Source organism: Amycolatopsis sp. NPDC023774 (assembly GCF_040639695.1).
GTDB lineage: Bacteria > Actinomycetota > Actinomycetes > Mycobacteriales > Pseudonocardiaceae > Amycolatopsis.
Window position 1 is genome coordinate 74,659 of the sequence record NZ_JBFAAJ010000028.1, and the last position, 23,963, is coordinate 98,621.

A 23,963-nucleotide genomic window follows, 5' to 3' on the forward strand; every position below is an offset into this window, starting at 1 on the left:
TGTAGTGATCTCCTACCCCTTTTCCGCGCCACTGGTGAGACCTTCGGCGAGCAGTCGCTCCGCCGCGAAGAACAGGATCACGATCGGGATCGTCAGCACGACCGACCCGGCCATCAGCACCGTCTTCGGCACCTCGAGTCCTCCGGCCAGCTGGGACAGACCCAGCGACACCGTCCACTTCGAGCGATCCTCGACGAGGAACAGCAGGGCGAAGAGGAACTCGTTCCATGCGATCATGAAAACGTACAGACCAGTGGCCACGATCGACGGGGCCGCCAGCGGCAGCGTCACGCGCCACAGGGTGCCCAGCCGGCCGTTGCCGTCGATCGCCGCCGCTTCCTCGATGCTTTCGGGGATGGTGGAGAGGTAGTTGCGCAGCATGTAGATCGACACCGGCAGCGCCTGAGCGACGTACACCACCAGCAGCCCCACCAGAGAGTCGCGAAGGCCCGCCTTGCTGAAGATCACGAACAGCGGGATCGCCAGCAGGATAGACGGAAACAGGTAGACGGCCAAGAACAGGAAGTGCACCTGCCGGCGGCCCGCGAAGCGCAGCCGGCTGGCCGCGTACGCCCCCGGCAGGGACAGCGCAAGGGTGACAATGACGGTGCCCACCGCCACCAGTGCCGAGTTGCCGAGCAGCTGCAGCAGCCCGTCTCCGCCGGCGGCCACCGACTTCAGCACCGTGGTGTAGGTGGTGACGGTGAAGTCCGACAGCTTCGGGAGGATGTCGCCCGGGTGCTGCAGCAGCGAATCCTGCGACCGCACCGAAAGCAGCACCATGTAGTAGAAGGGGAACAGCGTCGCGATCGCGAGGAACACGATGGTGACCCAGCGCAGCACGCCGAACAGCCGGGTTTCGAACGTCATCCGGTTCACGCGCGATCCTCCGGTGCGAAGAACTTGAGGTAGATGACCAGGAACACGACGAGCACCACCGCGAGCACCAGCGCCTGGGCGGCCGCGCCGCCGATGTCGAACTGCGCGGTGAGGAAGTCGTAGACCCGCACGCTCAGCACGTCGGTGCCGGCGCCGCCGCCGGTGAGCAGGTAGACGTCGTCGAACTTGTTGAAGGTGAGGATGAACCGCAGCACCGACAGCAGGGCCAGCACCGGGTAGAGCTGCGGCAGGAGGATGTGCCGGAAGCGCTGAGTGGGGGTGGCGCCGTCTACGAGGGCGGCCTCCTCCAGTTCCTTCGGCACGGCCTGTAGCCGGGCGATGAGGAACAGGAACGTGAAGGGGAAGTAACGCCAGCCCTCGAACGCGATCACCACCAGCAGGGCCAGGGGCAGGTGCACGTGCCAGCCGAAGAGCGAGATCGTCGAGGTTTCCTGGCTGAGGAACGCCACGGGCTTGTCCCAGCCGAAGATGCTCTTGCCCCACGCGTTCACCACGCCGAACTGGGGGCTGAGCATGATCTCCCAGACGAACGTGGCCGCCACCACCGGCGAGACGTACGGCAGCAGCATCGCGCTGCGCAGGAACGCCCGGCCACGGAACGGTTTGCGCAGCGCCAGCGCCGCGACCAGGCCGAGCGCCAGCGACAGCACCGTGCCGCCGATGGTGTAGACCAGCGTGGTGCCGAGCGAGCTCCACATGTCTGCGGAGCCGAGCACCTTGGCGAAGTTCTGCAGCGTGAAGCGGCCGAAGATGCCTTCGCGTTGCAACGTCGCCAGGCGCAGTCGCTGGAACGCCAGGACGATCGTCCACACCACGGGCAGGACCACGACCACCAGCACGATGATCAAGGTCGGGGAGAGCAGGGCCAGGCCGGCCCTGCTCTCCTGCTGCCGCAGGGTGAGCGCTCGCCGCCGCCGTGGGGGCCGGCCGGTCGGCTTCGCGGGGGCGGGCCGGTTCCGGACGGTGTGCGCCGAGGTCATCCGCGTTTCCCTACTTCAGTGTTTTCTGGATGTCCTGGACCGCGGCGCTCGCCTGCTTGGCGGCTCCGGCCGGGTCCACGGTGCCGCCGGTCATGGCGCTGACGGCCTTGGGCACGGGCAGCTCGGCCAGCGAGGCGCCGGCCAGACCGCCTTGGCCCTGCGGGATGCCCCACTGCTGGAAGCTGTCCAAGCTGTTCTGCAGCGACTGGATCACGTCGGCCGGGTACACCGCGGACAGCGGCTTCTTGGTGTCGGTGCCGACCGGCAGGCCTGCCCACGCCTTGGTGAACTTGCCGGCTTCGGCGGCGGTGCCGGTGCGCGCGGGGATCTTGCCCTGCGGCGCGAGCCCGAGCCAGCCGGCGTAACCCTGGTCCAGCATGTAGCTGACGAACTTCTGCGCGTTGGCGGAGCGGTCGCCCTGCGTGATCACCCACGAGCCGAGCTCACCGAAGTTCTGCGCCGCCGAACCGTCGGGGCCCTTGATGGCGGTGACGAACCCGGTGTTCTTGGCGAGGAACTCCGGATCGGCCTGGCACTGCGGGCAGCTCGGCGCCGCGTCCTTCTGCAGTCCCGCGAGCTGGGGCAGCAGGTACGAAGACCAGACGGTCATCGCGGCCTTGCCGGCGAAGTACGTCGCGCGGGTGGAGTCGACGCTCTGGGCGCCGGGCACGGAGTAGTGGTGCACGAGGTCGTTGTAGAAGGAGAAGGTGTTGACGCACGCGGGGCTCTCGAGCGTCACCTTCCCCGACTGGTCGACCAGCTGGCAGCCGTTGCCCAGCGCGAAGTCCTCGAAGGTCTGCTGGGTGAACGCGTCGCCGGGGTCGGTCGCGATCGAGATGCCGGCGATGTTCGGCGAGTTCAGCTTCTGCGCCGCCTGGCGGATCTTGTCGAACGTGTCGGGCGCCGGCAAGCCCGCCTTGGCGAAGAGGTCCTTGCGGTAAGCCAGCATCTGCGGCCAGCCGTCGGAGGGGACCGCGAGCTGCTTCCCGCCGCTGACGTCCATCTGCAACGCGCGGGCCGAGAAGGTGCCGGCGCCCAGCGTCTTGACCACCGCCGCCGCGGCGTCGGTGTCGACGAGGTCGTTCACAGCCATCTCGTTGACGCCGGTGAGCGAGAGCCCGCCGACGACGTCGGGCAGGTTGCCCGCGGCCGCGGCGGAGGTGACCAGCTGGCTGAACTGGTCCTCGTCCAATCCGACGATCTTCACCTTCACGCCGCTTTGGGCGGTGAACTGGTCGGCGATCCGCTGCGCGGCGGCGACCCGGTCTGACTGGTTCTCCATGCTCCAGACGGTGAGCGTGCCATCGCCACTGTCGTCGGAGCCTGAACCGCAGGCGGTCAGCGCGCCACCGGCCACCACCACGGCCGCCAGTGCGGCGGCCGATCGGACCGGGACTCTCGTCCGCCCTCGTGCTGAAGACATCGGTGCTCCTTTGCGTCGTGCCTGGCGACGATCACAGCACCAGTTAGGCGTTAAAGCAAGACAAGTTATGTAGATTTTTTGGCATAAGTGGGGTAGCTTCTGCTCGGCGATAGCCATAAATGATCGACAAGGTGGTCGGAGGAGGCCCTGGTGGGCACGGTGGTTCAGTTCGTAGGCCCTCGCCGGGTCGAGGTGGTCGAAACACAGCCGGAGGCGCTGGGAGCGGGGTCGGTGCGCGTGCGCACGCTGTACTCGGGCATCTCGGCGGGCACGGAGCTGACGGCCTACCGCGGCACCAACCCGTACCTCACCCGGGTCTGGGACGAGCGGCGCCGGCTGTTCGTCGACGGCGACGCGAGCCAGACCTACCCGGTCGTGGGCTGGGGCTACTCCGAGGTGGGCGAGGTTCTCGAGGTCTCGCCTGACGTCGCGGGGCAGCCGGGGGTGCCGGCCGTGGGCGATGTGGTGTGGGGGATCTGGGGCCACCGCAGCGAAGCGGTCGTGCCGGCGGCGAAGCTCGCCGACCACGTCGTGCCGGCCGGGCTCGACCCGCTCGCCGCGTCGTTCGCGCGCGTCGGCGCGGTGGCGCTCAACGGGGTCCTCGGCGCCGACGTCCACCTCGGCGAGACGGTCGCCGTCTTCGGCCAAGGGGTCATCGGCCTGCTCGCTACGCGGCTGGCGACGCTCAACGGCGGGCGCGTCGTGGCGTGCGACGCCATTCCCGCGCGGCTGGCGATCGCGGAGGAGTTCGGTGCCGTGGAGACGGTGGACGTCACCGCCGCGAGTGCCGCGGAACGGGTCCGTGCCGCGACCGCCGGCCACGGCGCCGACGTCGCGATCGAGCTCAGTGGCACCTACCGCGCGCTGCACGAAGCCGTCCGCACGGTCGGCGTCGGTGGCCGCGTGGTCGCCGCGGGCTTCTACCAGGGCGACGGCACCGGCCTGCGGCTCGGCGAGGAGTTCCACCACAACCGCGTCGAGATCGTCGCCTCGCAGATCGGCGGCGTGCCGTGGCGGCTGGTCGGCCGGTGGGACCAGGACCGGATGAACCGCACCTTCCTGCGGCTGGCCGCCGACGGCCAGGTCGACCCCGTCCGGCTCGTCACCCACCGCGTGGGGGTCGGCGAAGTCGAGCGGGCCTACGAACTGCTCGACGAACGCCCGGCCGAAGCCCTGCAGGTCGTCCTCGACTACACGGAGAACTGATGCTGAAACTCGCCTGCCAGGAACAGCTGTTGCCCGGCGACACCCTCGAACAGAAGTGGGAGTTCGCCACCGCAGCGGGCTACGACGCCATCGAGCTGCGCGGCAAGAAGGACTTCGCGCTGCAGCAGCGCCTGCCGGAGCTGCATCGCGCGGCACGCAACGGTGTCGTCATGCGCACCGTCTGCGTCGACATGCTGCACTTCTTCGGCGCCTTCGACCCCGACCTGCGCGCCGACGCGGTCAAGCAGATGCGCTCGCAGCTCTCGGTGATCGCCGAGCTGGGCGGGATCGGGGCCATGACCCCGGCGTCCTACGGCATGTTTTCGCGCCGGCTGCCGCCGTTCGAGCCGCCGCGCACCGAGGAGCAGGACCGCGAAGTGCTGCTCGCGGGTCTCACCGAGCTTGGCGAGCACGCGCGGGCCGAAGGCGTGCTGCTCCTGCTCGAACCGCTCAACCGCTACGAGGACCACATGGTCAACCGCCTCGAGCAGGCGGCTTCGCTGATCGACGAGGTCGGCTTGGACTCCGTGCGCATCGGCGCGGACACCTACCACATGAACATCGAGGAGGACGACCCCGCGGACGCGCTGGTGCGGTTCGCCGCCTACCTCGGCCACGTGCAGGTCAGCGACTCGAACCGGCTCCAGCCCGGCGCCGGGCACCTCGACTGGCCCGCGGTGCTCGGCGCGCTCGCCGCCATCGGCTACGAGGGCGACCTGGCGCTGGAAAGCCGGCTGCGCGGGGAACCCGCGGACGCGGTGGCCTCCGTGCCACCGTTCCTGCGACGGCTCTCATGACCGACGATCTCGCCCGGCGGGCGCGGCGGATCCTGCTCGCCAACTGGCGCCGGGGGTACACCGTGCCCGCTCAGGGGTTGTACCCGCACCAGTGGAGCTGGGACTCCGCGTTCATCGCGCTGGGGCTGCGGCACCTGTCGGCCGTGCGCGCGCAGCGGGAGCTCGAGTCGCTCTTCGGCGCGCAGTGGCCCGACGGCCGCGTCCCGCAGATCGTCTTCAACCCGGCGGTGCCCGCGAACGCCTACTTCCCCGGGCCTGACTTCTGGGGCCCGGGCGCCCGTCTCGCATCGACGGGGCTGATGACCTCGGGGCTCGTGCAGCCCCCGGTCCACGCGCTCGCCGCATGGGAGGTGCACCGGGCGGACCCGGTCACGTCGAGGCGCCGCGGGTTCCTGCGCCGCCTGTACCCGCGGCTGCGGCGCTGGCACGACTACCTGTTCGACCGCCGGGACCTCGCCGGGGACGGGCTCGTGTGCGTGATCCACCCGTGGGAGTCCGGGTTGGACAACAGCCCGGCATGGGATGAACCGCTCGGCCGGGTCGCTCCCGTCGCCACGGCGACGTTCGTCCGGCGCGACCTGGGGCACGCGGGGGCGGGCGAACGCCCGACCGACCTCGACTACGGCCGGTACGTGCGGCTGGCCGCCGACTACCGCGACGCGGGCTTCGCCGACACGCTCGGCGGTTCGGCGTTCGCCGTCGAGGACCCGCTGACGAACGCGCTGCTCGCCGTGGGGGAGACCGCGCTCGCCGCGATGGCCGGCGAACTCGGCGCCGATCCGTCGCCGCACCGCGAGCGAGCGGCTGCGCTCACCGACTCCCTGGTGGCCCGGCTCTACGACCCGGCCGAAGGCATTTTCTTCGCCCGCGACGCGCACACGAAGTCGTTGCTGCGGCGGCGCACGGTCGGCGGCCTCGTGCCGCTGTGCGTGCCCGGTCTGCCGGTCGTGGAGGAACTGCTGAAAACCGCGCGCGGCGAGCACTTCCACCTCGGCGAGCTCAGTCCGGTGCCCAGCTACGACCTCACCGCCGCCGACTTCGAACCGGCGCGCTACTGGCGCGGCCCGGCGTGGTTCAACACCGGCTGGCTGCTCTGGCACGGCCTGCGCACGCACGGGCACGTCCAGCTCGCCGGTCGGCTGGGTGAGGGCATGCTGGACGCGATCCGCCTCGCCGGGTTCCGCGAGTACGTCGATCCGCTGACCGGCGCCGGGCACGGCAGCGACGACTTCAGCTGGACGGCCGCGGTGGCGATCGACCTGCTCGAGGTGTCGACGGCGGACGGGTGGGCGGCGTGAACGCGCACACTCTCGTGCGCGGCACGACGTTCCTGATCACCGGCCCCTCGGCCGATGTCGCAGGGGGCACCGAAGGCTTCTACGTCGACGACACCCGGCACCTGTCACGGTGGGAGCTTTCGACCGAGGCTTCGCTGCGGGTGCTGAGTGAAGAGCGCGACCGGCAGTCGGCGAGCGTGATCCTCACCCCGGCCACGCCGCGCAATGAGGACCCCGCGTACTCCGTGTTCCGTGACCACGCGCTGGGTGCCGGCACGCTGGTCGAGGACATCCGCGTGCGCAGCCATCTCGCGGTGCCCGGCGAGGTGACCGTGTCGTTCCGGTTCGCCGCCGACTTCGCCGACCAGTTCGAGCTGCGCGGCACCAGGAAGTACGACCGGCCGGGGGAGTACTCGGCTTCGACGCGGGCGAACGGTGAGGTGCTCCTCGCCTACCAACGTGCCGACTATCGCAAGTGGACGGTCGTGCGCTCCTCCTCCCCGGCCGTGTGCGTCGACGACCGGATCAGCTGGACCCTCACGCTGCCGCCGCACGGGGAAACGTCGTTGCGGGTGGAGGTGGTCGCGGGAGAAGGGGACCGGGTTCCGGATCCGGGCGCGCGGCCGGCGGTTTTCGCCGACGTGGTGCGGGAAGCGCAATCGGACAGCCAGAAATTCCTGGCTACGGCGGGTGTTGCCGAGATCGAGTGGCCCGAGCTGCGAACCGCCGTCGCAGCCGGGCTCGCCGATCTCGCGGACCTGCGGGTGCCGGCGCCGGGCCGGCCGGACCTGCGCGTCCCCGGCGCCGGCGTGCCGTGGTTCCTGACGTTGTTCGGTCGTGACAGCCTGATCACTTCCCTCTCGACACTGGCGTACCGGCCGGAGCTGGCGGCAGCCACGTTGCGCGCGCTCGCCGCGGTCCAGGGCACCACCGTCGACCCGGAACGAGTCGAGGAACCGGGCAAGATCGTGCACGAGGTGCGCCGTGGCGAGCTGAGCCGCTTCGGGCAGACCCCCTACGGGCGGTACTACGGCACCGTCGACGCCACGCCGCTGTTCCTGGTGCTGCTCGGCCGGCACCGGCGCGTGGCGGGCGACGGCGTGGCGATCGAGCTGGAGGACGCGGCGCGCGCCGCGGTCGGCTGGATGTTCCGCCACGGCGGTCTCGACGACCACGGTTACCTCGTGTACCGCACGGACGGCCCGGGGCTGGTGCACCAGTGCTGGAAGGACTCCGCCCGGTCCATCTGCTTCGCCGACGGCGAGCTCGCCGAGGGGCCGATCGCAGTGTGCGAGGCCCAGGGCTACGCCTACGAAGCACTCCTGTCGACGGCCGAAATCGCCCGCGAGGTCTGGCAGGACACACCGTTCGCGGACCGGCTGCTCAGCCGCGCCGCACAGCTGCGCAGCGACTTCGCCGACGACTTCTGGCTGCCGGGCGAAGACTTCGTCGCACTGGCCCTCGACGGCCGCCGCCGGCAGGTCGACGCTCTCGCGTCCAACGCCGGGCACGTGCTCTGGTCGGGCATCCTGCCGACTGGGCTCGCCCACCAGGTGGGACACCGTCTCGGCGCATCGGAGTTTTTCTCGGGCTGGGGTCTCCGCACACTCGCCGCCGGTCAGGTGCCGTACCACCCCGTGTCCTACCACAACGGCAGCGTCTGGCCCCACGACACCGCGATCGCCGTGGCGGGGTTGGCCCGGGCCGGCCTCACGGCCGAAGCCACCCGCATCGCCGAAGGCCTGCTGGCCGCCGCGACGCACCAGGCGGGCAACCGTCTGCCCGAAGTGATGACCGGCTACGCGCGCGGCGAAACCCCGCACCCCGTCCCGTACCCGCACTCGGCCTCCCCGCAGGCGTGGGCGGCCGCGGCCCCGCTGCTGATCGCCACGGCACTGGGTTCGGGGTGAACCGCCCGGCGCGCGAAGGGCTCGCACCGTTCGCGCCTGGCCCCGGACGTGGACGGGCACCGGGCGACTCAGCGCACCTGGACACCCTGCGGAGATACGGCCGCGTCCTTGATGCCGGCCCGGACGCACACGGCTGTGCTCACGTCACCACCGCGGGCCCAGGGACCGTAGTCGGTGTAGTCGAAAGCCAAGCTGGCTTTGCATTCGGTTTTGAGGCCAATCGCGCGTGCGGCCTGCCTGTGTGCGAGCAACCCCTCGGAGCTGTCTTCCGCTGGTGGAGGCGAAAAACGACGTCGGGGGACGGCTCAGCGGGGCACTGCTCGGAATTCTGCGCGCGGTGTGGCCGGTGTGCGTGGTGGTGGGCGTCGCGGTGAAGGGGCTGGTCTGTCCTGATTTTGGGCGTCGAGCTGTTCCTCGCGACGGCGGCGGTCGGCTTCGTCCAAGCGCACGGCTACCCGCCGAGTTCGGGGTGACCCCGGAGCGCGTCCGTCACACCGTGGCGCCGAGGATCCGGGTCAGGCTCTTCTCGGTGTCGGAGCCGACCTTTTCGAACACGACCTTGGCGAGCGGCGCCGCGAGCTTGGCCGCGCCCTGGAACTCGATCGTGGCGTGGTAGGTGATCGTGGTTCCGGGCCCGTCGGCGGGGGCGAGACTGATGTCGTCAGTGGAGGTCGCGGTGTCGTTGCGGCCGACGAACACCACCCGGCCGGGTTCCAGCCGGGTCAGCTCGTAGGTCAGCTCTGTCTCGGCGCCCGCGATCTTCGAGACGTTGCGCCAGCGGGACCCGACTCCGACCGGCCCGGTGCCGAGCGGAGCGCAGAGCACGGTCCCCGGATCCCACTCCCGGGCGTTGGCGAAGTCCGCCAGGTACTCCTGGACGTCGCGCGGCGGGGTGGCGACGGTGAACGTGCGCGTCACATCAACCATGCTCGATTCCTTCCTGGTCTGCGGGAATCATCGGACGGGAGCCCGACGTCGTTGCGGAGCACGGGCCTTCCCGGCCTGGGTACCCGGCGCGGGTGCGCTTAACCGACGAGGCGGGTTGACGCAGGTTTTCGCGCGTCGGGTGCGACTGACCGGATCACGCTCGGCGACCCCCTCGGCCCTGCCAAGGTGCACCATGTCGACTGCGACAGCCTGCTCGGGCGTGAACAGCTTGCGCCACCCCGGTTTGTGCTCGACGGCGCGGTGCGTGGTCGCCGCCTTGACCTGCTTGAACCGGGCCGAATCGCGCAGGAACCAGCCGGCCACGAGCACGAGCAGCAACGGCGCGAAAGCGAGGTAGAACAGTGGCCGCCAGCCGTACGCGGGCAGCAGCACTGCGGCGATCGTGCCCGCGACGCCGGCGCCGAGCGGATATCCGGCTTGCACGAGGCCCATCAGCACACCGCGCCGGTGCCGTGGGGCTTCCTCGGCGACGAGGGTGTTGATCACCGGTTCGGTGAGGCCGTAGGAGGTCGAAACCAGCAGCCGCACCACGATGAACTGCCAGGCGTTGGCCACCAAAGCGGTCAGGCCGCCGAAGATCCCGGTCCCGACCAGGGAAAGCTGGAAGTTCGCCCGGCGCCCGATCCGGTCGATCAGCCGCCCGGCGAGCACTGGGGCGGCGAACGTGACGAAGGAGAAGGCGCCGATCAGGTATTCTATTGTGGACAGTGACAGGTGCAGCGCCGGGGCCAGCGCGGGCACGGCGACGCCGAGCATCACGTTGTCCATCGACACCAGGGCCCAGGCGAGGAACGACAGCAGGACCACGAAGGTCACGTAACCGGTGCTGCTGGAGCCGACCGGCGGGGCTTGTTGTGCGGACCTGGGGCGGGCAGAGGTCATGACGGTGCCTCCTTGCACACGTCGTGGCGCACCGAGGGCAGGATGGGGCACACCGGCGTGCATGCCGGTGTCGCGGTTCCCCGGGGCGCTACCGGTGGGGGTGGGAGAGCACCGAGACGACGTTCTGCTCGCCGGTGCCCCGATGGTCGTCCATGAACTGGATCAACCGGTCGACATCGCCGTGCCGCAGCGCGCCGATGAGCTTCTCGTGATCGTCCACAATGCGCATCCGGGCGGCGCGCTCGGTGCTGTAGACCAGCCGGTATGGCGTGGTCTTGTCCCACAGCCGCGCCGTTTCGGCCACGATGTGGGCCAGGCCCGACAACCGGAAGATCCGGAAGTGGAACTCCCGGTTGAGGTGCCTGAGCTCACGGGAGGGGTTGTCGATCAGCTCGGCCATGCGGTAGTTGAGCTCGGTGAGCTCCGCCAGCTCCGACTGGGGCACGGAGGTGATCCGGCGCAGGAGCTCAGTCTCCAGCAGTCGGCGCATCAAGTAGATCTGGCTCAGCTCGTCCGCCGACAGCCGAGCCACGACGAACCCCCCGCTGGGGGAAGGCTCGACCAGGCCTTCGGCCTCGAGGTTCTTCAGGGCCTCGCGCACCGGGACGCGGCTGATGCCCAGCTGCTGCGCGACGGCAGCCTGCCGGATCGGCTGGCCGGGAAGCAGCACGCCGTCATGCACCAGCTCCCGCAGGGCGAGCACGGCCCGCTCCGCAAGCGAGATCGCGCGCGCCTGAGGTGGCGTCTCCGGCATCCCGGCCTCCTCGCTCGCGGTGAATACATCAATGAATACGCTGGTGTATTCGATCTCGTCAAGCCCCTGCGCCCGCTGCGTACCTTGGGCGAAATGTGCTGACGACGGGCTTTCGCGAAGAGAGACGGCCTTGAGTCGAGCCGTCGAATCGCAGCTGTTGAGCCCGCTTCGTCCGCGCCACCGCACCCGGCCTCAGGGGACGAACCGCGGGCCGCCTCCGCCGCCACTTCGGCATCTTTGCGCCGGCAGCTTCTTCGATGCTTCACCGAGCGCTCTGGCATCCCGAAGAGGGGAGAAATGCTCCATGGAACGCGCCCAGTCGGTCGAGCTGTGGGCCGATGGCCCAGCGGTGTGGCGTTTGGCCGCTGATGGACTCGTGCGCGGGCAGAGTTTCCAGGTGTGGGATGGGGGCACTGACACCGCCTCAGCGAGGGCAATTTCAGGCAACGGCAGAAACTCACCGCACGAGTCGGGCAGTCATCGGTGGGTTTCGCGGAGGCGGTGTGTGCACTGGGCATCGTCGCCTTCGCGTCGCGCCTGGCCCGGATGCCCGGCGTGACCACGGTCGGAGGCCCGCTCTTCGCGTTCCGCACCAGCATCCAGGCGCACGGCCGTTCCGCACACTCCGCGGTGGAGGGGTCATGCCGAAATGTCCTCTGTGGACCGTCCACTGGTGACCCCGGGGGCCTGGGTGCGTAGCAGTGGTGCGGTGGTCGAGCGCCGCTTGGCCCAGTCGCTCGGAGTGGATGTCGGGGGCCGGACCATCGTCAGCGGCCGCAGGCAGCGGCGGCGCGCGGTGACTCCGGCGTCCACCTGATCTACCTGAAGCTGTCCGTCCCGGATGCGGCCACCGGGTTCGGCAAGTCCGCGACCGTCCGGGCCTTGAGGCCGCACGCTGACGATCTCCCTGCGCCCTGGGAGCGACACCCGGTCAGGTCGTGGCAGCGCTTCGCGTCGCGCAGCTCCTGCCCACCGTGCCCGGAGCGGTGGCGGGTGTCCTGGTCGAGCTCGGACTGTACGGGCTCTTCGGGACCCGAGTCACGCCCCCGCACAACGTGGCTGCTCACCGCCGCGCTCGCCATCCTGCTCGCCGGCGCGGTGCTGCCCGCGCTGCCCGCGTGGGCCCACACGCGCAGCCCTGCCAGGCGCGCACTCGGTGCCGAAACCGCTCGCCGGCCGTTGCCCCGGCGTCGCGTGCGGATCAGGCGAGGGTGGCTTGGATGACGTAGAGCGCGCCGATGCTCATGGCGAGGATGCCGAGCAGCAGGCGGAGGACCGTTTCGGGGAACCGGGGCTGCAGGCGGGTGCCGAGGTAGCCGCCGAACAAGCCGCCGAGGCCGCAGGCGAGGCCGACGAGCCAGTCGGGTGCGATGTCGCCGGTCGAGGTCGTCGCGAGCAGGGCGAATGAGGCGGCGCCGACGAGCGAGGTGACGAAGGTGGAGGCGAGTGCGGCCGGGGCGGCCGTCGTGACGGGGACTCCACGACTGACCAGGATCGGACTGAGGAGCGAGCCGCCGCCGATCCCGTAGATCCCGCCCACGATGCCGACCACAAACGCCAGCGCAACGGTCGAGCGCGGCGACGGCGGCGTGTCGGCGCGGTGCCGGGCCGGACGCAGCGCGCGGACGCAGAGCGACAGGCCGAGGGGAGGAGGAAGGCTGCGGCCAGGAGCCGGAACACCCCAGGGCCGGGTACGGCCAACACGCGGACGACGGCTCCGATCACGACGCCGGGCACGATGCCGGCCAGCAGCAGGCGGGTCAGCGGGCCGCGGAGGTGGACGTTGCGGCGGTGCCGGACAAGGGCTCCGGGGCCGGCGACGACGTTGAAGAGCAGGTTCGTCGGGGTGACTGCCGGGCTCGGGACGCCCAGCACACTGACCTGCACCGGCAGGAGGAAGACGGCGCCCGACACGCCGACCGGAGCGGTCACCGTCGAGATGATCAGGCCCGCGAGGAATGCGAGCACCTCCGTTGACCAGCTCACTGCTGCCTTCCCCTCGTTGCGCGACCGTTCCAGCTTGGGGCAGAGACCGGAGCCGCGGTGCACCGGTCACTCCGCGGGATGGCTCGCGTCGCCGTAATCCTCCGTGCGTGCTGCTGCTTTCGCCTTCGTGTGTGTCGTGATTGCGGTGCACGGGCTGTTCGGGGCTGTCGTCCGTACCTCACGGTCGGTAGCCTTGCCCCCGCTGGACGTGGCAGGAGGAGGCGGGATGGGGCGTGGCTTCGGGCTGAAGGTCCTGGCGATCGGTGCGGTCGTGGTGGTGGCCGCCGCGTGCGGGTCGCCGCCGGCTCCGTCGGCTCCGGCGAGTGGTTCCGCCGTCCCGGTCACCGGCACGTTGATCGTGAACGGGGCGGGGACGTTGGCCAAGCCGTTCGCAGCCATGATCGCGGCGTTCAAGGCGGAGAACCCGGGCGTGACGGTGCAGTCGCGGTTCGCCGGGAGCGTCGAGGTGGTGCGGGGCATCACCGAGCTGCACAACCCGGTCGACGTGCTGGGTGTGGCGGACTACTCGCTGATTCCCTCGAAGATGTACGGCGCGAACGGCGGCACGCAGTTCGCGAACTGGTACGTCGGGTTCGCCTCGAACCGCATCACCTTCGCCTACACCGACCAGAGCAAAGGCGCCGCCGGCCTGACAGCGGACAACTGGTTCCAGGCGCTGGCGCAGCCGGGGGTGAAGGTCGGACGGTCCAATCCGGACACCGACCCGTCGGGGTACCAGACGTTGCAGATGCTCGCGCTGGCGCAGAACTACTACCACCAGCCGAACCTGTCGGCCCGGGTGCTGGCCAATTCCCCGCCGGAGACGATGGTCGGCACCGAGACACAGCTACTGCCGGCGGTGTCGACCCGGCAGATCGACTACCTGGGGATCTACCGGTCCGACGCGTTGCAGCACCACCTGCGGTTCCTGGACCTGCCCAGCCAGATCGATCTGTCCGACCCGGCGCGGGCGGCGGCCTACGCGACGGTCAGCGTGCCGACGTCCTCGGGTGCGCGGACGGGCAAGCCGATCGTGTACGCGCTGACCGTGCCGACCAACGCACCCAACTCGGCGGCGGGCCTGAGGTTCGTCGAGTTCGTGCTCTCGCCGGCGGGCCGGAAGATCATGACCGACAGCGGGTTCACCGTCGTCAGCCCTGCGGTCGCCGGGGTCGCCGACGGCGCGCAGGTGCCCGCGTCGGTACGGCCGCAGACAGGTCCGGCCCAGCTGCCCGGGGGCTGAATGAACGACAGGGTCGAAAGTCCGCGGCGGAGTGCGGTCCGGGTGACGCGGGGGCTGTTCCCGGCGCTGCTGTGGGTCGCCGGCGGGGTGCTGCTCGGGTTCATCCTGCTGCCGGTGCTCGGACTGGTCACGGCGACGTCGCCCGGCGGCCTCCGCGACGCCGCGGTCAACGAGGAGATCCAGGACGCGGTGCTGCTGAGCGTCCAGGACGCCGCGATCACCGCGGTGATCGCGACCGTGTTGGGTGTCCCGCTGGCCTGCTTGCTGGCCCGGCGGCGGTTTCCCGGGCACGCGCTGGTGCAGGCGATCGTGGATCTGCCGCTGGCGATTCCGCACACGGTCGCCGGGATCGCCCTGCTGTTCGTGTTCGGTCGCACGGGCTGGCTCGGTGCCCCGCTGCAGGTCACCGGATTGTCGTTCTACGGCACACAGGCCGGGATCGTCGTGGCGATGCTGTTCGTCAGCGCGCCCTTCGCCGTCAACAGCGCGCGCGTCGCGTTCGAAGCCCTGGATCCGAACGTGGAACGCGCCGCCCGGAGCCTGGGCGCCTCGCCGGGCCAGACGTTCCGGCGGGTCAGCCTCCCGCTGGCCTGGCGCGGGATCCTGACCGGCGCGGTGCTCGTGTACGCCCGCTCGATCAGCGAGTTCGGCGCCGTCGTCATCCTCGCCTACTACCCGGCCACCGCCCCGGTGGCGATCTACAACCTGTTCTTGTCTTCAGGGCTCGCCGAGTCCGCATCGGCCGCGGTGCTGCTCCTGCTCGTCGCCCTGGCCACGTTCCTGGTGCTGCGCACGCTCGCCTCCGGGTGGCTCGTCGCCGGCGCCACCCGGCCCCGGCGGTAACCCGTGCTCACCGTGTCCGACCTGCTCACCCGGGCAGGCTCCTTCCAGCTCGGGCCGCTGAACCTCACCGTGGCCGCCGGCCGCGTGCTGGTCGTGCTCGGTCCCTCCGGCGCGGGCAAGAGCATGCTGCTCGACACCATCGCCGGGTTCCGCACGCCCCGGCACGGCCGGGTGCGCCTCGACGGCCAGGACATCACCGGACTGCCCGCCGACCTTCGCCGGATCGGCGTGGTGTTCCAGGACGCCGCCCTGTTCCCGCACCTGTCCGTTCGCGACAACGTCGGCTTCGCCCTCGCCTTGCGCGGGCACCGGCGCAGCCCGAAAGTGGGTGAACTGCTCGCCCGGTTCGGCATCGCGCACCTCGCCCGCCGCGCGCCACGCTCGCTCAGTGGCGGGGAACGGCAGCGGGTCGCGTTGGCCCGCGCCCTCGCCGCCCGGCCGGCCGCGCTCCTGCTGGACGAACCGTTATCGGCGCTGGATCAGCCGGTCCGGGAGGAGCTGCGCGAGGTACTGCGCGCGACACTGCGGGACCTGGCCGTGCCCGCCATTCACGTCACGCACGACCGCGACGAAGCGCTCCGCCTCGCCGACGACCTGGCCATCCTCGACGCCGGCGCCCTCCGTCAGACCGGCCCCGCGGCCGAGCTGACCCGCCGTCCCACCGACGCGGCCACCGCGCGCCTGCTCGGCTGGACGGCGCTCGGCCCCGCGCGCCAGGACACCGGCGGTCTCCTCGTCGGTGACTTGCCGATCGAGGCCACCGTTCTCGGCAACGGAGCGACGCGGGGAACGGTGTACTACCGGCCGGAGGAGGTCCTCCTCGGTGGTCCGGACCGGCGTTCGTCGCCCGCCCTGCGTGCGAGAGCCCAGGTCCTCGAGGTGGTCCGGACCGTCCCGCTCGCCCGGGTCGTGCTCGGCACCACACCGCCGTTGACCGCGCTCGTGCTGCACCGTGATCTCGACGAGCTCAACGGCGAAGTGGAGGTCACCGTGCCCCGCGAGGCGCTGCGCCTCATCGAGCCCGCCACACCGCTCAGGAAGGTCACGGTGGAGTTGCCGAAGAACCACCGTGCCGGCGGAACTTCGTCGGAAGGGGACTGACAGTGGAACAGGAGATCAACGGCGACGGTCGTCGAGGGGCGTGAAGTCCCGTTCTGCCACGTAGTCCGGGCGGCGTGCCAGGGCGGCGAACGGTTCGACGGGCGTGTTCTCGACGCTGTTGAACACCACGAAGACGTTGGAGCGCGGGAACGGCGTGATGTTGCTGCCCGAGCCGTGCAGGATGTTCGAGTCGAACCACAGGGCGCTGCCGGCCGGGCCGGTGAACTGGTCGATGCCGTGGGTGCGGGCCAGCCGTTCGATGTCGTGGCGGGCGGGGACGCCGATTTCCTGCTCGCGCAGCGAGGCCTGGTAGTGGTCGGCCGGGGTTTCGCCGATGCACGGGACGAAGGTGCGGTGTGATCCGGGAATCACCATCAACCCGCCGTTGTAGGGGAAGTTCGTGGACAGGGCCAGGGACATGCTGACCGCGCGCGGCGCGGGCAAACCGTCTTCTGCGTGCCAGGTCTCGAAGTCCGAGTGCCAGTAGAAGCCCTGGCCGGTGAAGCCGGGCATGAAGTTGATCCGGCTCTGGTGGACGTACACCTCGGACCCGAGAATCTGTCGCGCGCGGTCCAGGACGGCGGGGTTCCGGACGAGCGCGGCGATGAGCGTGCTGGTCCGGTGCACCTGGAAAACCGAGCGGACGGCGCCGGAACGCTTTTCGCGGATCACCCGGGGGTCGTCGGTGGAGTCGTCGGCGAGCCGGGCCGCCTCCGCTTGCAAGGAAGTCATCTCGCTGTCGCCCAGCATGTTTTTCACGACCAGGTAGCCGTTGCGGTCGAAGCCGGCGAGGTCGGTCACGGTGAACGGTCCGGGTCTTCGGCCCGGCCACACCGTGGGATCGGCGCGTGCCACCAGGTCGGTGGCATGCGGGAGCCTGGTGGGGTAGCGATCTTCGGTCGTGCGTCCGGTCACCGTCATAGGCCGTCTCCTTCTCTCCCGGGTCCGTAGTCTGCCCTGCCTGACCTGCGGCAAAACCGCGTCGCCGCACGGTGTTTTTCACCGAGGTGGTGGTGAGAGGCCGTGGCGAGGGACCTTCGGAGACGTACGACGCGCGACCCGGATGCTCGGACTCGTCCGAAACCGTTGTCCTGACCGGAATGTCCGGGCTGGGGGAACCCCGCGTTCCCCGGCTTGGGTGCGGTGAGCGCGCGACAGGACAGACCACCGGACAGGCTTGGGTCCGCGTCTTCTTCCTTGATCGCTCCCGAAGTACCGTCGCCGAGGATCTCTAGGAGGCAATGGTGGCCACACGGGCGAAATCGGTCCGACGACGACTGCTGGTGCGGCTGTTGGCCGTTGTGTGCCTGGCCGGCACGCTGGTGTCCACGGGAGTTTCCGCTGGCGCGGCACCGGAATCCGGGCTGGCCGCGCAAACCGTGACCGCCGGGCAGGCGCGGTTCGAAGTCCTGTCGCCGACGCTCATCCGGACGGAGTACGCGGGCGACTCCGCCTTCGTCGACGCCGGTACCTTCAACGCGGTCGGCCGCGGCAGTTTCGCCAGGACTCCCTACACCACAACGAAGCGCGACGGCTGGCTTTCCATCCAGACCAGTGCCGTCCAGCTGCGCTACAAGCTCGGCTCAGGCGCGTTCTCCGACGACAACCTCACCGTCGGGCTGCGCACCGGTGGCCAGGACGTCACGGCCCGCCCCTGGGCGGGCAAACTGACCCCCGTCTGCGCGTTCGGCACCCTGTGTGAGGCCGAGAACCTGCAGCTGTCCGGGCCGGGCGCGGCCAGCGACCACCGCGGCTACACCGGCGGCGGCTTCGCTGCGGGCTTCGCCAATGCCGGCGACGACCTGGCGTTCCGCACGACCGCCCCGACGGCCGGTGACTACCAGCTGGATCTGCGGTACGCCAACGGATCCGGCGGCGACGGGCAGCACACCACGCGCACTCTCACGGTCCTCGTGGACGGCGCCGACCCGCACACCGTGTCGTTGCCGCCCACCGCCGACTGGGACACCTGGACGCTCGCCACCGTGCCGGTGGCGCTGTCCGCGGGGGAGCACCAGGTGAGCGTCGAGCGTGGCGCCACCGACTCGGGCAACGTCAACATCGACAGCCTCGCCGTGGTCACGACGGGCGCGTCGTACCCGCAGCCCGTCCCGCCCGCACCCACACCCTGTGCCTTCGGCGCCCTCTGCGAAGCCGAGCAGGGTGCCCTGGCCGGTGGTGCGCACCCGGCGAGCGACCACGACGGTTACTCCGGCAAGGGCTTCCTCGCGGGGATGGAACGCGCGGACGCGTCCGGCGCGCTCACGGTTACCGGCGTGCCCGCGAACGGCTCGTACGACCTGCAACTGCGCTACGCCGACGCGACCGCCGTCTCCGGCCAGGCTCAGCCCACCACCCTGTCCCTCCGGGTGGGCGACGCCGCAGCGACCAGCCTCACGCTGCCGGCGACGAGCAGCTGGAACTCGTGGCGGACCACGGCCATCCCGGTCAAGCTCGCGGCAGGAACCAATACCGTGACGCTCGGCTGCCCCGACTCGACGAAGTGCCACCTCAACCTCGACACCGTCGCGGTCACCAGGCCCCACTCGGCGCTGCTCGCTCCGCACGCGGCGCTCGGCGGCTACCGGCGCGGGCTCGACGGCGTGGACGGCACGGCCGTCACCGCACCGGGCATCCTTTACCAGGACGGCTGGTCGCTGCTCGACGACACCGCCTCGGCGCTGTACGACCCGCGTACGAAGGTCGTCACCCAGCGCCCCGCGCACGGTGGCAAGGCCTACCAGGACGGGTACGTGTTCGCCTACGGCCAGGACTACGCCCGCGCACTGCGTGAGCTGTCCCAGCTGACCGGGCCTTCGCTACTGCTGCCGCGCTGGTCGTACGGCGTCTGGTACTCCGAGTACTACGACCGCACGGCCGCGGACTTCGAGCAGACGATCCTGCCGAAGTTCCGATCGGAGAACGTGCCGCTGGACATGCTCGTGGTCGACACCGACTACAAGACGCCGAACAAGTGGAACGGCTGGGAGATCGACCCGGCCCGCTTCCCCGACCCGGCGGCGTTCTTCCAGTGGGCGCACGATCAGGGCCTGCACACCGCGCTGAACGTCCACCCGAGCATCCTCGCCTCCGATCCGCAGTTCGCCGCGGCCCAGGCGACCGCGAAGGGCAAGCTGAAGCCCGGGAGCTGCGGCGGAGGCGGCACGGACTGCTTCGTGTTCGACTTCGGCGACCCGGACCAGCTGCGGGCCTACTTCGACCTGCACCGGCCGATGGAGCAGCAGGGCAACGACCTCTGGTGGCTCGACTGGTGCTGCGACGGGTCGAGCTCCGGCCTCGCCGGCGTCACCCCGGACTCGTGGATCAACCAGCAGTACGCCGACGACGCGGCGAAGACCGTCGGCCGCGGGTTCGCGTTCTCCCGCGCGTACGGTTCGCTGCAGGCCGGTGGTTACAGCTCGCCCACCGCGGTGCCCACGGGGCCCTGGGCCGACAAGCGCACCACCCTGCACTTCACCGGTGACACCGTTTCCGACTGGGCCACGCTGGGATTCGAGGTCGGTTACACGCCCGGCGAGTCCGCGGCGACCGGCCTGGCTTCGGTGAGCCACGACATCGGCGGCCACACCGGCGGCCTGCAGGAACCGGGGAGCGAGCCGGGCAGCACGAAGCTGCCGGACGACCTGTACGCGCGCTGGGTGCAGCTCGGGACGTTCCAGCCGATCGACCGGCTGCACTCCAACCACAGCGACCGGTTGCCGTGGCAGTACGGGGCCGCCGCGGACGCGTCGGCGACGAAGTTCCTCAACCTGCGCGAGGACCTCGTGCCCTACACGTACACGCTCGCGCAGCAGGCCACCGCGAGCGGGCTGCCCATCGTGCGGCCGTTGTACCTGCAGTACCCCGGGCAGCAGGAGGCCTACGCCCAGTCGGGCGGGGAGTACCTGTACGGGCCGGATGTGCTGGTGGCTCCGGTGACCAGCCCGGGCACCACCGCCACGACGAGTGTGTGGTTCCCGCCCGGCAGCGACTGGACGGACTACTTCACGGGCAAGACCTACCACGGCGGGACCACTGCGCAGCTCACCACGGGCTGGGACACGATGCCGGTGTTCCTGCGCTCGGGCGGCATCATGGTCACCCGCAGCGGCGACGTCACCGGCGACGAGGGCCACCCGCTGACCGCCGCTACCGTGACCGTGGCCGGCGGACACAAGGGCGCGTTCACCCTCTACGAGGACGACGGGCAGTCGCCCTCGGCGAAGGGCGCCACCACCGGCATGACCTACACCGAGGACGCCAACTCGGCGACGCTCGCGATCGACGCCCCGCACGGGTCGTACCGCGGCGGACCGGTGCAGCGCACCTGGACGGTCCGGTTCACCGACGCGAAGGCACCGTCGGCGGTGTTCGTCAACGGTCACCGCAGCGCCGAGAAGACGTGGACCTGGGACCCGGCGACGAAGACCGTGACCGTGCGGACGCCGGCGCAACCGGCAGCCCGGCCGCTCACCGTGCGGTTGCTGAACTCGTAGCCCGTCGTTCCGGAGGAGGCGGCAGTCGGTGCTGCCTCCTCCGGCGCCAGGCATCCGGATCCGCCCTCACCCGGAGGGAGCCTCACTTTCGCGGATCGATGTCGCGAGGGTCGGTCCACCGCGCGAGCAGGACGGTGGCGTCGTCCTGCAAGGAGCCGTCGTGGTGGGTGAGCACGGCCTGGATCAGCCGCCGAACGGTCTCCGGTGGCGGGTACCCGGTCGACGCCTCGCGGCGCAGGAAGTCGGCCAGCCGCGCCTCACCGAAGAACTCGCCTTCGCTGTTGCGGGCCTCGGTGATGCCGTCGGTGTAGAGGACCAGCCAGTCGTCGGGCTGAAGCCGTTCCTCGCCGACGACCAGCTCGCCGGAGCCCAGCCCCAGCGCGGCCCGCCTCCCGCCGCTCAGCTGCTTCACGACTTTGCCGCCGCGCATCAGCAGCGGCTCCGGGTGCCCGGCGTTGACGTACCTCATCCGCCCTGTCGCGAGGTCGATCTCGGCCAGCACGGCCGTCGCGAAGGAGACGTTGCCGAACGCGGCGCCGATCGTCTCGTCGATCTGCCGGGCCTGTTCGAAGAGCCCGTAACCGGCGCGGCGGGCGCTGCGATGGGTGGCCAGTGCGGTGGCGGCGATGTGGCCGCTGCGCAGGTCGTGCCCCACCGCGTCGACGATGAACAGCACGGCGGTCGTGTCCGAGAGCGAGTAGTCGAAGGCGTCCCCGGCGACGGCGTGCCGCGGCTCGAGCACACCGGTGACGACGAAACCGTCGACACCCGCTGTCAGCGGGGGCAGCAGGGACCAGATCAGTTCGCCGGGGATCGTTCGGTCTCTGCGGCGGCGCACTGTGTCCAGACCGTCGCCGTACTGCGTCATCAGCACGACGAGGTGGCCGATGAGCAGGGCCGTCCACCGGCATTGCGCACGCAGCCCGGGGTCGTCGAGCTCGTCCTCGTCGGTTACGTCGGCTCGCAGGACGCCGATCCGCTCGGCACCGTCGACGAGCGGCACCCAAAGGCACGGCCGGCCGGCCGAATCCGCGGGCAGCATCTCGAGGCTGCGGAATGCTCGCCCGGCCAGCGTGCTGTCGATCGGCAACGGTGGCCCGGGATCCGCGGCGGCGGACACCGGGTGCAGGTACTGCTGGGCGTAGTCGGTGAGGTAGACGCTGAACCCGATCCCGATCAGCTTGCCCGCGGCTTCGACGAGATGGGGGAGCCGTTCGGGCGGCGCGAGCTCTGTGCCTTCGAGCAGGTGCACGAGGGCGGCCAGCGAGTCGTCGTGCGGCCTGCGGGGGCGGAGCGCGCGGCTGTAGGGGACGCGGCGGGTCCAGTCGATCTCGTCGAGGCCTTCGTTGACCGCGTGGGCGAGCAGGTCGCATTGGTGCCCCGGCAGTCCGGCGACACCGTCGAGGTACGCCTCGACCTCCACCAGGTCGTGACTGCCGCCGAGAGCGAAGTAGCGCCTCCAGAGCCGGTCCGGTGTCAGGTCGGCGTGCCGGCAGGCGAGGACGATCTCGCGACGCTGCGCGCCGTCGGCCCCGTTCACCGGCGTGGCCGGGCGGCCGCGCGCAGCAACGCCTCGGCGTTGTCCCGCAACGGTTTGCGGGTTCGCGAAGCCTCGTCCGCCAGCACGAGAAACGCCATCTCCTCGGGGACGTGGTCACGGCCCATCACGACTCCCTTGGCCATGCTGAGGATGTCCCGGGCGCGCAGCGCCGACCGCAGCTCGGTGGAGAGTCGTGCGGCGGCATCGGCCGACCTCACGTTTGCCATGAGCACCGCGGCCTGTGACGCGAACATCGTGAGCAGCGTCCGGTCCCGCTCGTCGAACGCGTGCGGCCGCTCGGAGTAGACCTTCACGGAGCCGACGCTGCGGCAGCCCGTGACCATCGGAGCGCTCAGCGCGGATCGCAGGCCGAGGCGGGCGGCCGACGCGGCCCACTCCGGCCAGCGGTCGTCGACGTGCAGGTCGCCGACGTCGATCACGGAACTTTCCTGCCACGCCGTCAGGCACGGCCCAGCCCCCAGCTCGTACTGCAGTCGGTCCGCCCGTTCGACCTCGTCGCCGGTGGCCGCCCAGGTCACCGGCGCGCCCTGGTCGCCGGCGGTCGTCACGCCCGCCCCGAGCGCCGAGGGAAACACCTCCCGCGCGGCCGCGGTGATCAGCTTCAGCAGCGACTGCACCGTCTCGGCGGTGAGCAACAGTCCGGACAGCCTGGCGAACACGGCGGCGAGCTCGTCGGCCAAGGGCAGCTCGGGTTCCATCGGGTCCTTCTTCCCCGCAATGCGGCGTTGCAGGGGTGGCTACCCGGCCGGGGTCGTGTCCAACCGGGGCGCTGCGGACCGGCCGACGGTCAGGCGAGTGGGGTGTCGCCCAGCGCCTTCACGACGTCGCTCGGAGTGTCGTAGATGGCGATGGCGCCGGCCTCCCGGAGCTCGTCGTCCCCGAAGCCGCCTGAGCGCACGACGATCGCCGGGATCCCGGCGTTTTTCGCCGCCTCGACGTCCCATACCGAGTCGCCCACCAGCACACTCGGCGCGTCGGGCGGCGCGCCCAGCTTCTTCAGCGCCACCTGCAGCAGGTCCGGCGCCGGTTTGGAAGCCTCGACGTCGGCGCTGGTGGTCCAGTCGTCGGCGATGTCGCGGGCGGCCAGCTTGTCCAGGTACACCTCCACGTGGCGCTGCTGACCGGAGCTGGCCAGTACCAGCCGGTGGCCGCGTTTCTTGATCGCCACGAGCAGGTCGCGGGCGCCGGGCAACGGCGCCATCTCCTCGAGCAGCGCGTCGACTTCCTTGCCCTGTCGCTCCCGGAGCTGATCGCCCACGCGCCGCTCCAGGTCCTCGCCTCCGAGAGCCGTGGGCAGCTGGTCCCCGCCCATGCCGATCAGCCGGTGCAGCCGCCACACCGGGTAGGTCTCGCCCACCGAGCGCAGTGCCCGGTACCAGGCGAGCGCGTGCTGGTAGTTGGAGTCGACGAGCGTTCCGTCGATGTCGAGGACGGCGATGGTGGAGTCAGTCACGGCAAACGACTACCCGTCATCCGTGTGCTCCAACCGCGAAGGCTCGCCGCCGGAGGGGCTGCGGGTCGCAACGTGGCTCGCGGGCAGGGAAGGATCGGTCAGCTGTTCGTCCGGCGTCGTCGGTCGGAGATGGCTTGGTTTCGGATGCGGCCGCTTTCGGTGTTGATGTGGGCGATTTGGCGGGCGAGGTCGGGGTGGTGGGG

Annotated in this window: 20 protein-coding genes and 1 pseudogene; 8 read left to right on the forward strand and 13 right to left on the reverse strand. The window is 70.7% G+C overall.

Annotated elements, in window-relative coordinates; translation table 11 throughout:
- Positions 1-12 precede the first annotated feature (12 nt).
- Genes AB0F91_RS37270 through AB0F91_RS37280 form a run of 3 tightly spaced genes read right to left on the reverse strand, consistent with a single transcriptional unit; the run spans position 13 to position 3,303 of the window.
- Complete coding sequence (locus AB0F91_RS37270) at positions 13-870, reverse strand: carbohydrate ABC transporter permease (RefSeq protein WP_360605473.1); 858 nt, start codon at positions 868-870, stop codon at positions 13-15.
- A gap of 5 nt (positions 871-875) precedes the next feature.
- Positions 876-1,880 carry a sugar ABC transporter permease gene (locus AB0F91_RS37275; protein WP_360605474.1) on the reverse strand — a complete coding sequence of 335 codons (1,005 nt, stop codon included), beginning with the start codon at positions 1,878-1,880 and terminating at the stop codon, positions 876-878.
- A gap of 10 nt (positions 1,881-1,890) precedes the next feature.
- On the reverse strand, positions 1,891-3,303 hold the full coding sequence (locus AB0F91_RS37280; RefSeq protein WP_360605476.1) for an extracellular solute-binding protein: 1,413 nt from the start codon (positions 3,301-3,303) through the stop codon (positions 1,891-1,893).
- Between the two features lie 150 nt (positions 3,304-3,453).
- Here AB0F91_RS37280 and AB0F91_RS37285 point away from each other — a divergent pair, with 150 nt between their 5' ends.
- From AB0F91_RS37285 to AB0F91_RS37300, 4 genes are read left to right on the forward strand one after another with little or no spacing between them, the layout of a single operon-like run.
- Entirely contained in the window at positions 3,454-4,509 is a 1,056-nt protein-coding gene (locus tag AB0F91_RS37285; protein WP_360605479.1) for a zinc-binding alcohol dehydrogenase, read from the forward strand.
- A complete protein-coding gene (locus tag AB0F91_RS37290) occupies positions 4,509-5,306 on the forward strand; it encodes a sugar phosphate isomerase/epimerase family protein (protein ID WP_360605481.1) in 798 nt (265 codons plus the stop codon). The genes AB0F91_RS37285 and AB0F91_RS37290 overlap by 1 nt, the downstream gene beginning before the upstream one ends.
- Complete coding sequence (locus AB0F91_RS37295) at positions 5,303-6,604, forward strand: hypothetical protein (RefSeq protein ID WP_360605483.1); 1,302 nt, start codon at positions 5,303-5,305, stop codon at positions 6,602-6,604. Before AB0F91_RS37290 ends, AB0F91_RS37295 begins: the two co-directional genes overlap by 4 nt.
- Complete coding sequence (locus AB0F91_RS37300; RefSeq protein WP_360605485.1) at positions 6,601-8,493, forward strand: glycogen debranching N-terminal domain-containing protein; 1,893 nt, start codon at positions 6,601-6,603, stop codon at positions 8,491-8,493. The genes AB0F91_RS37295 and AB0F91_RS37300 overlap by 4 nt, the downstream gene beginning before the upstream one ends.
- Positions 8,494-8,561: 68 nt before the next feature.
- Here AB0F91_RS37300 and AB0F91_RS37305 read toward each other — a convergent pair whose 3' ends face one another.
- The 6 genes and pseudogenes from AB0F91_RS37305 to AB0F91_RS37330 form a co-directional block, all read right to left on the reverse strand.
- Positions 8,562-8,684, reverse strand: coding sequence for a hypothetical protein (locus AB0F91_RS37305; protein WP_360605487.1), 123 nt, complete (start codon positions 8,682-8,684; stop codon positions 8,562-8,564).
- A gap of 298 nt (positions 8,685-8,982) precedes the next feature.
- Positions 8,983-9,420 (reverse strand): SRPBCC family protein, encoded by a 438-nt coding sequence (locus AB0F91_RS37310; RefSeq protein WP_360605489.1) that lies wholly within the window; start codon positions 9,418-9,420, stop codon positions 8,983-8,985.
- Positions 9,421-9,447: 27 nt separating this feature from the next.
- Complete coding sequence (locus AB0F91_RS37315; RefSeq protein ID WP_360605491.1) at positions 9,448-10,323, reverse strand: MFS transporter; 876 nt, start codon at positions 10,321-10,323, stop codon at positions 9,448-9,450.
- A gap of 88 nt (positions 10,324-10,411) precedes the next feature.
- Positions 10,412-11,077, reverse strand: coding sequence for a GntR family transcriptional regulator (locus tag AB0F91_RS37320; protein ID WP_360605493.1), 666 nt, complete (start codon positions 11,075-11,077; stop codon positions 10,412-10,414).
- 1,201 nt (positions 11,078-12,278) lie between these two features.
- Positions 12,279-12,629, reverse strand: coding sequence for a TSUP family transporter (locus AB0F91_RS37325; protein ID WP_360605495.1), 351 nt, complete (start codon positions 12,627-12,629; stop codon positions 12,279-12,281).
- A gap of 50 nt (positions 12,630-12,679) precedes the next feature.
- Positions 12,680-13,126, reverse strand: a pseudogene (locus tag AB0F91_RS37330) (sulfite exporter TauE/SafE family protein); the annotation flags it as partial.
- A gap of 163 nt (positions 13,127-13,289) precedes the next feature.
- On the opposite strand from AB0F91_RS37330, the gene AB0F91_RS37335 reads away from it, so the two are divergent.
- From AB0F91_RS37335 to AB0F91_RS37345, 3 genes are read left to right on the forward strand one after another with little or no spacing between them, the layout of a single operon-like run.
- Positions 13,290-14,306 (forward strand): extracellular solute-binding protein, encoded by a 1,017-nt coding sequence (locus tag AB0F91_RS37335; RefSeq protein ID WP_360605497.1) that lies wholly within the window; start codon positions 13,290-13,292, stop codon positions 14,304-14,306.
- Between the two features lie 42 nt (positions 14,307-14,348).
- Positions 14,349-15,149, forward strand: coding sequence for an ABC transporter permease (locus AB0F91_RS37340; RefSeq protein ID WP_360605499.1), 801 nt, complete (start codon positions 14,349-14,351; stop codon positions 15,147-15,149).
- 3 nt (positions 15,150-15,152) lie between these two features.
- Positions 15,153-16,250: an ABC transporter ATP-binding protein gene (locus tag AB0F91_RS37345; RefSeq protein WP_360605501.1), complete on the forward strand. Its 1,098-nt coding sequence runs from the start codon at positions 15,153-15,155 to the stop codon at positions 16,248-16,250.
- 15 nt (positions 16,251-16,265) lie between these two features.
- Here the strand turns inward: AB0F91_RS37345 and thpD are convergent, their stop codons facing one another.
- Entirely contained in the window at positions 16,266-17,171 is a 906-nt protein-coding gene (thpD, locus tag AB0F91_RS37350; RefSeq protein WP_360605503.1) for an ectoine hydroxylase, read from the reverse strand.
- A 320-nt stretch (positions 17,172-17,491) separates the two neighbouring features.
- Between thpD and AB0F91_RS37355 the strand changes: the two genes are divergently transcribed.
- Entirely contained in the window at positions 17,492-20,746 is a 3,255-nt protein-coding gene (locus tag AB0F91_RS37355; protein ID WP_360605505.1) for a TIM-barrel domain-containing protein, read from the forward strand.
- 82 nt (positions 20,747-20,828) lie between these two features.
- On the opposite strand, the gene AB0F91_RS37360 is transcribed toward AB0F91_RS37355, so the two are convergent.
- The 3 genes from AB0F91_RS37360 to AB0F91_RS37370 form a co-directional block, all read right to left on the reverse strand.
- Positions 20,829-22,286 (reverse strand): PP2C family protein-serine/threonine phosphatase, encoded by a 1,458-nt coding sequence (locus tag AB0F91_RS37360; RefSeq protein WP_360605507.1) that lies wholly within the window; start codon positions 22,284-22,286, stop codon positions 20,829-20,831.
- Positions 22,283-23,005, reverse strand: a complete 723-nt coding sequence (locus AB0F91_RS37365; RefSeq protein ID WP_360605509.1) for a GAF and ANTAR domain-containing protein — start codon at positions 23,003-23,005, stop codon at positions 22,283-22,285. The genes AB0F91_RS37360 and AB0F91_RS37365 overlap by 4 nt, the downstream gene beginning before the upstream one ends.
- 89 nt (positions 23,006-23,094) lie before the next feature.
- Positions 23,095-23,760: an HAD family hydrolase gene (locus tag AB0F91_RS37370; RefSeq protein WP_360605511.1), complete on the reverse strand. Its 666-nt coding sequence runs from the start codon at positions 23,758-23,760 to the stop codon at positions 23,095-23,097.
- Positions 23,761-23,963 lie beyond the last annotated feature (203 nt).

Bases quoted from the DNA above. Each gene is read 5' to 3' on its own strand.
- AB0F91_RS37290 (WP_360605481.1), top strand. From the start codon at position 4,509: ATGCTGAAACTCGCCTGCCAGGAACAGCTGTTGCCCGGCGACACCCTC.
- AB0F91_RS37310 (WP_360605489.1), bottom strand. From the start codon at position 9,420: ATGGTTGATGTGACGCGCACGTTCACCGTCGCCACCCCGCCGCGCGAC.
- AB0F91_RS37315 (WP_360605491.1), bottom strand. From the start codon at position 10,323: ATGACCTCTGCCCGCCCCAGGTCCGCACAACAAGCCCCGCCGGTCGGC.
- AB0F91_RS37365 (WP_360605509.1), bottom strand. From the start codon at position 23,005: ATGGAACCCGAGCTGCCCTTGGCCGACGAGCTCGCCGCCGTGTTCGCC.
- AB0F91_RS37320 (WP_360605493.1), bottom strand. From the start codon at position 11,077: ATGCCGGAGACGCCACCTCAGGCGCGCGCGATCTCGCTTGCGGAGCGG.
- AB0F91_RS37280 (WP_360605476.1), bottom strand. From the start codon at position 3,303: ATGTCTTCAGCACGAGGGCGGACGAGAGTCCCGGTCCGATCGGCCGCC.
- AB0F91_RS37270 (WP_360605473.1), bottom strand. From the start codon at position 870: ATGACGTTCGAAACCCGGCTGTTCGGCGTGCTGCGCTGGGTCACCATC.
- AB0F91_RS37295 (WP_360605483.1), top strand. From the start codon at position 5,303: ATGACCGACGATCTCGCCCGGCGGGCGCGGCGGATCCTGCTCGCCAAC.
- AB0F91_RS37275 (WP_360605474.1), bottom strand. From the start codon at position 1,880: ATGACCTCGGCGCACACCGTCCGGAACCGGCCCGCCCCCGCGAAGCCG.
- thpD (WP_360605503.1), bottom strand. From the start codon at position 17,171: ATGACGGTGACCGGACGCACGACCGAAGATCGCTACCCCACCAGGCTC.
- AB0F91_RS37335 (WP_360605497.1), top strand. From the start codon at position 13,290: ATGGGGCGTGGCTTCGGGCTGAAGGTCCTGGCGATCGGTGCGGTCGTG.
- AB0F91_RS37355 (WP_360605505.1), top strand. From the start codon at position 17,492: ATGGTGGCCACACGGGCGAAATCGGTCCGACGACGACTGCTGGTGCGG.